A 12523-nucleotide genomic window follows, 5' to 3' on the forward strand; every position below is an offset into this window, starting at 1 on the left:
GCTCCGCCCGCTTTCACTCTGTCACCCGTTTTATTGCGTCGTATTATTGCTGCGGATCTCTTTCCAGATCTGGTCGCAGCGCGCTTTGACCGCCTGATCGTTCCCGGTGCGGGTTGCCAGGATACACTGCTGATAATCCAGCACCCGCACGCTTTCCTGAGTGGCGAACTGCTGGTGCTGCTTATCCTCTTTAAGAACGTTCAGCACGCTCTGGCAGGCCTGAACTTTATCCGGATTCCCTTCTGCCGTATTGATGCAGGCGCTGTAGGCATCCTTCAACTTAGTGTCTTCTTTTGGCGCCGGTGACTGCGCACAGGCCACCAGACCCGATGCCATGATGGCGATGAGCAATAGCTTTTTCATAATCAACCTCACAGGCTGGCGGCAGGCTTACGCCCGCCGCTGCGGCATCAGAAAATAGTGAACGGGGCAATAACCATAAACTTCACGTCACGCTCATCCTGGAAGATGTTGCCGTAACCGCCGCTCCAGCTTGGAATGTCGGAGTGGTTGTCGTACTGAGTGAAGTGGAGTTTGAACAGCGTTCCTTTTGCCCGGCCGTCCTGTACGGTATACATGGCGTCGAGGCTATAGGCCGACTCTTCCAGACGTTTGTCCGCGTTGTAGTACGCGTCAGGCGTCGCCATTTTGCCCGGTTTCGCATCCCATGCGTAAACGTAAGACGCGCCAAACGCCCAGCCCGGCATATTCCAGTTTTTCATGTCGTACATCGCGCCGAAGAACACGGCCTTTTCGCCGTTGGCGTTAAAGTCGGAGCGGTTATCCCACCACACGTCCAGGCGGCCGTTAGAGGAGGCGTAGGTTGGGGTCATGCGCTGCAGGAAGTAGCCCTGCTGGCCCTCGGCCTTAACCCAGGTACCTTCCAGACGCAGGTCCAGCACGTCGGCAACCTTGTAGCCAAAGGTCAGCGCCTGCAGCCAGGCGGTGCCGTCGTAAATATCGTTGGCGCCGCCGTTGCTGACCTTATCGCGGGTGCCGTAGAACTGATAGCTGGTGTTTAACGGGGTACCGGCAACGTCAAATTTGTAGCTGGCCTTCGCAAAATACTGGTCGATATACCCCTGAGCCTGGCCAAACGCGGCCTCCAGCACGAGGTCGTTTTTAAAATCATATTTGGCGCCCAGAGAGTGCAGATAATCGACTTTCGTCTTCTTATCGTTCTGGTAGAAATCATCCATCTCAATGTGCCACGGCGCTTTGTATTCGTTCGTCCACATATAGGAGAAACTCAGCGCGCCGGAATCGCCGTAATCAAAGTTGGCTCCGGCTTCAGCACCTTGATAAGTGCCCGGCATAAAGCTCCAGTGCGGAGCCAGCAGCGTTTGCCCGGTTGGCTGAATGTAGCCAGCGCGCGCCCACGTCGGGCCATACTTAAATTTTGCCGCCGCTTTATAGAGGCTGATCCCGCTCTTATCGCCGGAGTAATCTTCGTCGTAGGCTTTATTTCTTGAGGAGAAGGCAATTTCGTTCGGGTGGCCGCTTTCACTGCTTTCCGCCATTTCAATGGCGGTAAAGGCCGCCACGTCGATACCAAACATATCGGCGGCATAGCCGGACTGGAAGTCCAGGTTGGCGTTCCAGGTTGAATGCGAAAGGTTGGTTTTGTACTTATCGCCGTCGGTGACGTCTTTACGGTCGCGCTCACGCTGCCAGTAATAGATACCGCCGGTTAATGTGGAATCATCAATAAAACCTGCTGCGCTGGCCTGCGGAACAACGATCCAGCTCGACATCGCGGTGACGGCGGCAATAGCCAGCGCCAGCGTACTACGTTTGCCACTAAACGTACGCATGTGCATATCCTCTTTGACGTTTTAAAACGCGGAGCCAAGGGCAAGCCGCGAAAAATAAATAAGACTGCTAAAAAGCGGTGCGGAAAAGTCCGCAAATCCACTATGGATAGACTATTTTTCGTGACGCGAATTATCAATCTCTTTCGCCGATCAAAGCTTAAGATTATGACAAAGCGCACATATTCTATGTCTTTTTGTTACAGCCTTAAATTTCGTAGATTTAGTACGGAAGTGTTTGCAAAATCAGGATAAAACGGGAAATGAAAACGCTTACAGCGGTTTTTTAGGCGATAATCGCCGACGGGCCAGGCGGGATATATTACAGGTTGTAAACAAGATTAATTCGCATCGCGAAAATAACCAGATTCGGCCGCGAAAGACGGAAATAAAAAACGCCGCGGGAGGCGGCGTTTTTGCTGACGAAGCGGGGACGCGGGGTTATGCGCCGATCTTCGCCCAGGTATCGCGCAGGCCAACGGTGCGGTTGAACACCAGATGGTCAGCGGTAGCATAGCGGCTGTCGAGGCAGAAGTAGCCTTCACGCTCGAACTGCAGCGCCTTACCGGCCTGCGCCTGCGCCAGGCTCGGCTCGGCAAAGCCGTGCTTGATAACCAGCGATTCAGGGTTCATTACGGCAAGGAAGTCCTCTTCGGCGCCCGGATTCGGCACGCTGAACAGACGGTCGTACAGGCGAATTTCTACCGGCAGCGCGTGCGCCACGCTCACCCAGTGGATAACGCCCTTGACCTTGCGGCCGTCAGCGGGATCTTTGCTCAGCGTATCGGCATCATAGGTGCAGAAGATGGTGGTGATATTGCCCTCTGCATCCTTCTCTACGCGCTCGGCTTTAATCACGTAGGCGTTGCGCAGGCGAACCTCTTTGCCCAGCACCAGACGCTTGTACTGCTTGTTGGCTTCCTCACGGAAGTCCGCGCGATCGATCCAGATTTCACCGCTGAACGGCACGTCGCGGCTGCCCATTTCCGGCTTGCTCGGATGATTCGGCATGGTCACATTTTCACTGCCGCCCTGCGGATAGTTTTCGATAACCAGTTTTACCGGATCGATAACGGCCATCGCGCGCGGGGCGTTTTCGTTGAGATCTTCACGAATGCAGGATTCCAGCGACGCCATTTCAATGGTGTTGTCCTGTTTGGTCACGCCGATGCGCTTACAGAATTCGCGAATCGATTCGGCGGTATAGCCGCGGCGACGCAGGCCGGAAATCGTCGGCATACGCGGATCGTCCCAGCCCTCAACGTGCTTGTCGGTCACCAGCAGGTTGAGCTTGCGCTTGGACATCACGGTATATTCGAGATTCAGGCGCGAGAATTCGTACTGGCGCGGGTGAACCGGGATGCTGATGTTATCCAGCACCCAATCGTACAGGCGACGGTTGTCCTGGAACTCCAGCGTACACAGAGAGTGCGTAATACCTTCCAGCGCATCGCTGATGCAGTGGGTAAAGTCATACATCGGGTAGATGCACCACTTGCTGCCGGTCTGATGGTGATCGGCGAACTTAATGCGGTACAGCACCGGATCGCGCATGACGATAAACGGCGAGGCCATATCGATTTTCGCACGCAGGCAGGCTTTACCTTCGGCAAAACCACCGGAGCGCATCTTTTCAAACAGCGCCAGGTTCTCTTCTACGCTGCGATCGCGGTACGGGCTGTTTTTGCCCGGCGCCTTCAGCGAGCCGCGGTATTCGCGGATCTCTTCCGCCGACAGCTCGTCAACGTAGGCCAGACCTTTAGTGATCAGCTCAACGGCGTAGCTGTGCAGCTGATCGAAATAATCAGACGAGTAGCAAACTTTCCCGGACCAGTGGAAACCTAACCACTGCACGTCGTTTTTAATCGACTCAACGTATTCGATATCTTCTTTCACCGGGTTGGTGTCATCGAAGCGCAGGTTGCATTGGCCTTGATAATCCTGAGCAATGCCGAAGTTCAGGCAAATTGATTTCGCGTGGCCAATGTGCAGATAACCGTTCGGCTCCGGCGGGAAGCGCGTATGAACGGTGGTGTGCTTACCAGTAGCCAGATCTTCATCGATGATCTGACGAATAAAGTTAGTTGGGCGGGCTTCTGCCTCACTCATCGTGGGTTCCTCAAAGCGTAAACAACGTATAACGGGACATGATCTTACAAGCAGGACGTGGAGACAACTATTAGTTACTGAAAATACGTATCTGAAGGAGATTATGGGGTCATTTGCTGCAAAAAAAAGCGGCGGAGGTTTCCCCCCGCCGCACAGGCATAAACTCTACTCAGGAGCCCTACTTGCCTTTAATCTCATACAGTGGCGTCTGGCCGGCGACAACTTTACCGCTCGCCTGAATCACCAGCGCGCTGTAATCGTCGCTGTTGCTGCAGACTACCGGGCTAATCATCGACCGGGCGTTCGCGTTGAGGAAGTCCAGATCCATTTCCAGAATCGGCTGGCCTGCCTTCACTTCCACGCCCTCTTCGACCAGGCGCTTGAAGCCCTGGCCGTTCAGCGCGACGGTATCAATGCCCATATGGACAACGATTTCCGCGCCGTTTTCCGTTTCCAGACAGAACGCGTGGTTGGTATTGAAGATCTTAACGATGGTACCCGCAGCCGGGGAGACCACTATCTTATCGGTCGGTTTCACCGCCACGCCGTCACCGACGGCTTTGCTGGCGAACGCTTCGTCCGGAACCTGCTCCAGCGCCACGATATCACCGGTAATTGGCGAAACCAGCGCGGCGATGGTTTTGGCGTTAGCCACGGCCTGCGGTTTTGCAGCCGCAGCGGCGACAGGTGCGCTGTCGGTTGCAGCGGCGGTGGCGGCTACCGGGCCGCGCGCAACCACTTTTTTCATCTCATCACCGACCGACTCTGCTTTCGCACCGACGATAACCTGGATGGTCTGTTTGTTCAGCTTAACAACGCCGGAAGCGCCAAGGCGTTTACAGGCCGCATCGTTAACGCGCGCGGAATCCGCAACGGTCAGACGCAGACGGGTAATACAGGCATCAATCGCTTTCAGGTTGTCAGTCCCGCCGACGGCGGCAATGTACTGCGTAGCCAGCTGGGTCAAACCCTCTTCGGTGTTGCTGTTGGCTTCCGAAGTCACCACGTCGTCAGTTTTATCTTCACGACCCGGCGTTTTCAGGTTGAACATGCGGATAACCGCGGTGAACAGCAGGAAGTAGATGAAGAAGAACACCACGCCCATGACAATCAGCATCCAGACGTTTTTGCTGGCTGCCGGCAGGCTGTACATCAGAACGTAGTCAATGGCCCCTGCGGAGAAGGAGAAGCCCGCATGGATACCCAGCGACGTGGCCACAAACAGGCTGATGCCGGTCAGGACGGCGTGCAGGAGGTACAGCAGCGGAGCCAGGAACATGAACAGGAATTCCAGCGGCTCGGTCACACCGGTCAGGAACGCGGTGATAGCCACGGACAGCAGCATACCGCCAACCATCGGACGACGCTCTTTCGGCGCAGCGAAGTACATCGCCAGCGCCGCACCCGGCAGACCGAACATCATGATCGGGAAGAAGCCGGACATGAACATCCCCGCGGTGCCGTCACCGGCGTAGAAGCGGTTGATGTCGCCGTGGAACACCGCGCCAGCGGCGTTGGTGAACTCACCGATCTGGAACCAGGCAATGGTATTCAGCACCTGATGCAGGCCGGTTGGGATCAGCAGACGGTTGATGAAACCGAAGATACCAGAACCCAGCGCGCCCTCGGCAACGATCCACTCGCCGCCGGCGTGAATAGCGTGCTGTACCGGAGGCCAGACGTAGCCGAAGATGGCCGCCAGCACCAGACAGAAGAAGCCGGTCGCGATAGGAACAAAACGTTTCCCGCCGAAGAAGCTCAGGAAGTCAGGCAGCTTGATGCCAGACCAGCGGTTATAGACGGCACCGGCAACCAGACCGGTAATGATCCCCGCCAGCACGCCCATGTTAATTTCTGGGTTGATGGTGACCATTGCTTTGGTTAATACGAAATAACCTACCGCACCGGCCAGCGCCGCCGCGCCGGCGCTGTCTTTAGACCAGCTGGACGCCACGCCGATCGCAAAAATCAGCGCGAGGTTATCAAAGATTGCCCCGCCTGCCTGCGCGATAAACGGCACGTTAAGCAGATCGGGTTGACCGAATCGCAGCAGCAGCGCTGCGACGGGCAGCACGGCGATAGGGAGCTGTAACGCCCTACCTAGCCGCTGGAAAAAACCTAAAATATTCATCTTATTCCCCCTATGAGACCCCGATGAGGCTCACTCAAAGCCATTTTTTTATTGTGTAAAAAGGTCAGTTTTTTAACTTACCCGCAAAGTGTGTGAAAATTTAATTCGTATCGCAAATTAAACGCGTATTTTTTGTGACTATAATCACCAAATATCGTATTAACCCCTCCCCTGGACTGGCTAACAACGAAAACTTATTTTATCATTCAAAAAATCAACACGGATTGAGCCGGTCGGCGTAGTTACTGCAATACTCTTCATAGAGTACTGGCGCCAATCCGCCAGGTTCTAATTTAACTATAGAGGTGAAGAATGAGACTGATTCCCCTGGTAACAGCTGAACAAGTAGGTAAATGGGCTGCTCGCCACATCGTTAACCGCATCAATGCGTTCAAACCGACTGCGGACCGTCCGTTTGTACTGGGTCTGCCTACCGGTGGTACACCTCTTACCGCCTACAAAGCTCTGGTTGAGATGCACAAAGCGGGCCAGGTTAGCTTCGAACACGTTGTCACTTTCAACATGGATGAGTACGTTGGCCTGCCGAAGGAGCATCCGGAGAGCTATCATAGCTTTATGCACCGCAACTTCTTTGATCACGTTGATATTCAGGCAGAAAACATTAACCTGCTCAACGGTAATGCGCCAGACATCGATGCAGAATGTCGCCGCTATGAAGAGAAAATCCGCTCCTACGGCAAAATTAACCTGTTTATGGGCGGCGTGGGTAACGACGGTCACATCGCGTTCAACGAGCCGGCTTCTTCTCTGGCTTCCCGTACCCGCATTAAAACGCTGACCCATGACACCCGCGTGGCAAACTCCCGCTTCTTCGACGGCGACGTTGACCTGGTGCCGAAATATGCGCTGACCGTGGGCGTTGGCACCCTGCTGGATGCCGAAGAGGTGATGATTCTGGTGCTGGGCCATCAGAAAGCGCTGGCGCTGCAGGCGGCGGTAGAAGGCAACGTCAACCACATGTGGACCATTACCTGTCTGCAGCTGCACCCGAAAGCCGTGGTGGTTTGCGACGAGCCGTCCACCATGGAACTGAAAGTGAAGACGCTGAAATACTTCAACGAATTAGAAGCCGAAAACGTCAAAGGGCTGTAATCTGGTCCCGTCCTGCGGCTACCCCCGCGGGACATTTCTTTTTTTTGATGCACGCCATCATTCAGCCGGCAGCAAAACGGCCAGTTTACGGTCTGCTCATCAGGCCGGCTTGAAGAAAAGCGTGCGTAAACCGGGGGTCGTATGTATGCATTAACCCAAGGCCGGATCTATACCGGTCATGAAATTCTGGATGACCATGCGATAGTTATCGCTGATGGCCTTATCGAACGGATCTGTTCACTGGCTGATTTACCGTCCGAGATTGAGCAACGCTCGGTCAACGGCGCCGTTCTCGCCCCCGGTTTTATCGACGTCCAGCTGAACGGCTGCGGCGGCGTGCAGTTTAACGACAGCCCGGATGCGGTGACCGTCGAAACGCTGGAAATCATGCAGAAGGCCAACGAACGCTCCGGCTGCACCAGCTATCTGCCAACGCTTATCACCTCCAGCGACGATCTGATGAAACAGGGCGTGCGCGTCATGCGCGAGTACCTGCAAAAATATCCTAACCAGGCGCTGGGCCTGCATCTTGAAGGCCCGTGGCTGAACATCGTCAAAAAAGGGACCCACAACCCGGACTACGTGCGTAAACCGGACGCCGCGCTGGTGGAGTTCCTGTGCGAAAATGCCGATGTCATCACCAAGGTGACCCTTGCCCCGGAGCGCGTCGGGCCAGAAGTGATTCGCCAGCTGGTCGACGCCGGGATTGTCGTCTCCGCAGGGCACTCCAACGCCACCCTCAAGGAAGCCAAAATCGGTTTCCGCGCGGGCATCACTTTCGCAACCCATCTTTATAACGCCATGCCGTATATAACCGGACGCGAGCCGGGCCTGGCGGGCGCTATTTTTGACGAGCCGGACGTTTACTGCGGTATTATCGTCGACGGTATGCACGTTGATTATGCTAACGTACGCAATGCGAAGCGCCTGAAGGGCGACAAGCTGTGCCTCGTGACCGATGCCACTGCGCCGGCGGGTGCCAATATTGAGCAGTTCATTTTTGCTGGTAAAACAATATACTACCGTAACGGACTGTGCGTAGATGAAAACGGTACCCTCAGTGGTTCTTCGCTGACCATGATTGAAGGCGTGCGTAATCTCGTTGAACATTGCGGTATCGCGCTGGAAGAAGTGTTGCGTATGGCAACCCTCTACCCTGCGCGTGCCATTGGCGTGGAAAAGCAGCTCGGCAGCATTGCGCCGGGAATGGTCGCTAACCTGACCGCCTTTACCCGCGACTATAAAATCATCAAGACCATCGTTAATGGTAACGAGGTCGTCACTGAGTAAGTAAAAGTATGACAGCAGGCGGACATGCTCAAATTGGTAACGTTGATCTCGTAAAACAGCTGAACAGCGCGGCCGTGTACCGCCTGATTGACCAGCATGGCCCCATCTCGCGCATTCAGATCGCGGAACAAAGCCAGCTTGCCCCTGCCAGCGTGACTAAAATCACGCGTCAACTGATTGAACGCGGGCTGATCAAAGAAGTCGATCAGCAGGCCTCCACCGGAGGCCGCCGCGCCATCTCCATTATTGCCGAGACCCGCAGCTTCCAGGCCATTGGCATACGCCTCGGCCGCCACGACGCCACCCTGACCCTGTACGATTTAAGCAGCAAGACGCTGGAAGAAGAGCACTTCCCGCTGCCGGAACGCACGCAGGAAACCCTCGAGCACGCGCTGCTGAACATCATCGCCGCCTTTAGCGAACGCTGCCAGCGCAAGATCCGTGAGCTCATCGCTATCTCGGTCATTTTACCCGGCCTTGTCGATCCGGAAAGCGGCGTCATTCGCTACATGCCGCATATTCAGGTTGAGAACTGGGGCCTGGTAGAGGCGCTGGAAAAACGCTTTAAAGTGACCTGTTTTGTCGGCCATGATATCCGCAGCCTGGCGCTGGCGGAGCACTACTTTGGCGCAAGTCAGGACTGCGAAGACTCTATTTTGGTGCGCGTCCACCGCGGCACAGGGGCGGGAATTATCTCCAACGGCCGCATTTTTATCGGCCGCAACGGTAACGTGGGTGAGATAGGCCACATTCAGGTCGACCCGCTCGGCGAGCGCTGCCACTGCGGCAACTTCGGCTGCCTGGAGACCGTCGCCGCCAATGCGGCCATCGAACAGCGGGTGCGCCATCTGCTGGAACAGGGCTACCAGAGTCGCCTTAGCGTGGACGAGTGCAATATTAAAGCCATCTGCAAAGCCGCCAATAAGGGCGATACCCTGGCCTGCGAGGTTATCGAACACGTCGGCCGCCACCTGGGAAAAACCATTGCCATCGCCATTAACCTGTTCAATCCGCAGAAGGTGGTGATCGCCGGCGAAATCACCGAAGCCGAAAAGGTTTTACTCCCGGCCATCGAAGGCTGCATTAACGCCCAGGCGCTAAAAGCGTTTCGCAAAAATCTGCCGGTGGTGCGATCCACGCTCGATCATCGTTCGGCGATCGGCGCCTTTGCGCTGGTGAAACGCGCGATGCTCAACGGGATCCTGCTCCAGCGCCTGCTGGAAAGTTAGCCTGTTTTTTGTTCACCCATTTGTGCCTTTCTTCAACGATGTCGGACTGTCCATGACCATTCAAAACGTAATTTGTGATATTGACGGCGTGCTGATGCACGACAATGTGGCCGTACCGGGCGCTGCTGAATTTATCAAACGCATTCTCGAAAAAGAGATGCCGCTGGTGATGTTGACCAACTATCCGTCTCAGACCGGCCAGGACCTGGCCAACCGCTTCGCCACGGCGGGCATTGACGTCCCGGATAGCGCCTTTTACACCTCAGCCATGGCGACCGCCGACTTTCTGCGCCGTCAGGAGGGGAAAAAAGCCTACGTGGTGGGCGAAGGCGCGCTGATCCACGAGCTTTATAAGGCGGGCTTCACCATCACCGACGTCAACCCGGATTTTGTCATCGTCGGCGAGACCCGCTCCTTTAACTGGGAGATGATGCACAAGGCGGCCTTCTTTGTAGCAAACGGCGCGCGCTTTATTGCCACCAATCCGGACACCCACGGCCGCGGCTTCTACCCGGCCTGCGGCGCGCTGTGCGCGGGGATTGAGAAGATCTCCGGCCGCAAGCCGTTTTACGTCGGCAAGCCGAGCCCGTGGATTATCCGCTCCGCGCTGAACAAGATGCAGGCCCACTCCGAGCAAACCGTCATCGTCGGCGACAACCTGCGTACCGATATTCTGGCGGGCTTCCAGGCCGGCCTGGAAACGATCCTCGTGCTGTCCGGCGTCTCGACGCTTGACGACATCGACAGCCTGCCGTTCCGACCGTCGTGGATCTATCCGTCGGTGGCCGAAATCGATATTTTCTAAGCCAAACCACGTCCCGGGACGTGGTTTTTCATTTTTCGCCCGCAATGAAAAGCTGCCATCTAATGAAAGCGGCTTATTTTTGAATATTCATCAATAAAGTCGCTCAAAACATGTTCTTTTTTTAATATTCAACAATCACAATTGCGTTTTTTCCTATTGCCCCCGTAAATCCCTTGCACCGCCCTCTCCTTTGCGGCATTTTCTTAAACACGCACTAAGACCTCGCAACAAGACGACGTCTGCACAACATCAAATACGACAGGGTAACGGAGAAGGCTATGTGTTCAATTTTCGGCGTACTGGATATTAAAACTGACGCGGTAGAACTGCGTAAAAAGGCACTGGAGCTTTCCCGCCTGATGCGCCACCGCGGGCCGGACTGGTCCGGCGTCTACGCCAGCGATAAAGCCATTCTGGTCCATGAACGTCTCTCTATCGTTGACGTTAACGCCGGCGCTCAGCCGCTGTATAACCAACAAAAAACCCACGCCCTGGCGGTGAACGGCGAAATTTATAACCACCAGGCGCTGCGCGCAGAATACGGCGACCGCTATGCCTTCCAGACCGGTTCAGACTGCGAAGTCATCCTCGCGCTGTATCAGGAAAAAGGCCCGGCCTTCCTTGACGATCTGCAGGGCATGTTTGCCTTCGCGCTGTACGACAGCGAGCAGGATGCTTACCTGATCGGCCGCGACCATATCGGCATCATTCCGCTGTATATGGGTCACGACGAACACGGTAACTTCTACGTCGCATCAGAAATGAAGGCGCTGGTTCCGGTGTGCCGCACCATTAAAGAGTTCCCGGCCGGCAGCTACCTGTGGAGCAAAGATGGCGAAATCCGCGAGTATTATCAGCGCGACTGGTTTGATTACGACGCGGTAAAAGACAACGTGACCGATAAAAACGAGCTGCGTCAGGCGCTGGAAGAGTCGGTGAAAAGCCACCTGATGTCCGACGTTCCTTACGGCGTGCTGCTTTCCGGCGGCCTGGACTCTTCGGTCATCTCCGCAATCACCAAAAAGTTTGCCGCCCGTCGCGTCGAAGATCAGGAGCGTAGTGAAGCCTGGTGGCCGCAGCTGCACTCCTTTGCCGTCGGCCTGGTCGGATCGCCGGATCTGAAAGCCGCGCAGGAAGTGGCAAACCATCTGGGCACCGTGCACCACGAGATCCACTTCACCGTGCAGGAAGGTCTCGACGCCATTCGCGACGTGATTTATCACATCGAAACTTACGACGTGACCACCATCCGTGCGTCGACCCCGATGTACCTGATGTCCCGTAAAATCAAAGCGATGGGCATCAAAATGGTGCTATCAGGCGAAGGTTCAGATGAGGTCTTTGGCGGCTATCTCTATTTCCACAAAGCGCCAAACGCCAAAGAGCTGCATGAAGAAACCGTGCGCAAACTGCAGGCGCTGCATATGTTTGACTGCGCCCGTGCGAACAAAGCGATGTCCGCGTGGGGCGTCGAAGCCCGCGTGCCGTTCCTCGACAAGCAGTTCCTCGACGTCGCCATGCGCATCAACCCGCAGGATAAGATGTGCGGCAACGGCAAAATGGAAAAGCATATCCTGCGCGAATGCTTTGAATCCTACCTGCCGGCAAGCGTGGCGTGGCGCCAGAAGGAGCAGTTCTCAGACGGCGTTGGCTACAGCTGGATCGATACGCTGAAAGAAGTGGCGGCCGGGCAGATTTCCGATCAGCAGCTGGAAACCGCCGCCTTCCGCTTCCCGTACAACACGCCGTCGTCGAAAGAGGCGTATCTGTACCGTGAAATCTTCGAAGAGCTGTTCCCGCTGCCGAGCGCCGCGGAGTGTGTCCCCGGTGGCCCGTCAGTCGCCTGCTCTTCGGCTAAAGCGATCGAATGGGATGAAACGTTCAAAACCATGAACGATCCGTCAGGACGCGCGGTAGGCGTGCACCAGTCGGCCTATAAATAATCGAGTCAGACGACAAACGGACCCCGCGGGGTCCGTTTTTTTATGTCTTTATTTACGGGTTAAAAGCGATAAATAACCAATAATTGCCGATT

Annotated in this window: 9 protein-coding genes; 5 read left to right on the top strand and 4 right to left on the bottom strand. The window is 55.4% G+C overall.

Annotation, left to right across the window (positions count from 1 at the left end):
- Window positions 1-30: 30 nt before the first annotated feature.
- From chiQ to nagE, 4 genes are all read right to left on the bottom strand, one after another.
- A complete protein-coding gene (chiQ, locus tag HCK03_RS19095) occupies window positions 31-363 on the bottom strand; it encodes a ChiQ/YbfN family lipoprotein (protein ID WP_041144604.1) in 333 nt (110 codons plus the stop codon).
- A 47-nt stretch (window positions 364-410) separates the two neighbouring features.
- Entirely contained in the window at window positions 411-1814 is a 1404-nt protein-coding gene (gene chiP / locus HCK03_RS19100; RefSeq protein ID WP_076944938.1) for a chitoporin ChiP, read from the bottom strand.
- A 438-nt stretch (window positions 1815-2252) separates the two neighbouring features.
- A complete protein-coding gene (gene glnS, locus HCK03_RS19105) occupies window positions 2253-3920 on the bottom strand; it encodes a glutamine--tRNA ligase (RefSeq protein WP_167692047.1) in 1668 nt (555 codons plus the stop codon).
- Between the two features lie 178 nt (window positions 3921-4098).
- On the bottom strand, window positions 4099-6051 hold the full coding sequence (nagE, locus tag HCK03_RS19110) for a PTS N-acetyl glucosamine transporter subunit IIABC (RefSeq protein ID WP_167692048.1): 1953 nt from the start codon (window positions 6049-6051) through the stop codon (window positions 4099-4101).
- Window positions 6052-6363: 312 nt separating this feature from the next.
- Between nagE and nagB the strand changes: the two genes are divergently transcribed.
- The 5 genes from nagB (at window position 6364) to asnB (ending at window position 12431) form a co-directional block, all read left to right on the top strand.
- Window positions 6364-7164: a glucosamine-6-phosphate deaminase gene (gene nagB / locus HCK03_RS19115; protein WP_041144600.1), complete on the top strand. Its 801-nt coding sequence runs from the start codon at window positions 6364-6366 to the stop codon at window positions 7162-7164.
- 141 nt (window positions 7165-7305) lie between these two features.
- Window positions 7306-8454, top strand: a complete 1149-nt coding sequence (gene nagA, locus HCK03_RS19120) for an N-acetylglucosamine-6-phosphate deacetylase (RefSeq protein WP_115193316.1) — start codon at window positions 7306-7308, stop codon at window positions 8452-8454.
- Window positions 8455-8462: 8 nt separating this feature from the next.
- The gene (gene nagC, locus HCK03_RS19125; RefSeq protein ID WP_041144598.1) at window positions 8463-9683 is read left to right on the top strand and encodes a DNA-binding transcriptional regulator NagC; all 1221 of its coding nucleotides are present in this window, start codon (window positions 8463-8465) and stop codon (window positions 9681-9683) included.
- A 52-nt stretch (window positions 9684-9735) separates the two neighbouring features.
- Entirely contained in the window at window positions 9736-10488 is a 753-nt protein-coding gene (locus HCK03_RS19130) for an HAD-IIA family hydrolase (protein WP_041147548.1), read from the top strand.
- A 278-nt stretch (window positions 10489-10766) separates the two neighbouring features.
- Window positions 10767-12431: an asparagine synthase B gene (gene asnB / locus HCK03_RS19135; RefSeq protein WP_041144597.1), complete on the top strand. Its 1665-nt coding sequence runs from the start codon at window positions 10767-10769 to the stop codon at window positions 12429-12431.
- The last annotated feature ends 92 nt before the right edge of the window (window positions 12432-12523 follow it).

The sequence above is a fragment of the Klebsiella terrigena genome (assembly GCF_012029655.1).
In the GTDB taxonomy this organism is placed as follows: domain Bacteria; phylum Pseudomonadota; class Gammaproteobacteria; order Enterobacterales; family Enterobacteriaceae; genus Klebsiella; species Klebsiella terrigena.

Coding starts and splice junctions, on each gene's coding strand:
- chiQ (WP_041144604.1), bottom strand. CDS start 363: ATGAAAAAGCTATTGCTCATCGCCATCATGGCATCGGGTCTGGTGGCC.
- chiP (WP_076944938.1), bottom strand. CDS start 1,814: ATGCGTACGTTTAGTGGCAAACGTAGTACGCTGGCGCTGGCTATTGCC.
- glnS (WP_167692047.1), bottom strand. CDS start 3,920: ATGAGTGAGGCAGAAGCCCGCCCAACTAACTTTATTCGTCAGATCATC.
- nagE (WP_167692048.1), bottom strand. CDS start 6,051: ATGAATATTTTAGGTTTTTTCCAGCGGCTAGGTAGGGCGTTACAGCTC.
- nagB (WP_041144600.1), top strand. CDS start 6,364: ATGAGACTGATTCCCCTGGTAACAGCTGAACAAGTAGGTAAATGGGCT.
- nagA (WP_115193316.1), top strand. CDS start 7,306: ATGTATGCATTAACCCAAGGCCGGATCTATACCGGTCATGAAATTCTG.
- nagC (WP_041144598.1), top strand. CDS start 8,463: ATGACAGCAGGCGGACATGCTCAAATTGGTAACGTTGATCTCGTAAAA.
- HCK03_RS19130 (WP_041147548.1), top strand. CDS start 9,736: ATGACCATTCAAAACGTAATTTGTGATATTGACGGCGTGCTGATGCAC.
- asnB (WP_041144597.1), top strand. CDS start 10,767: ATGTGTTCAATTTTCGGCGTACTGGATATTAAAACTGACGCGGTAGAA.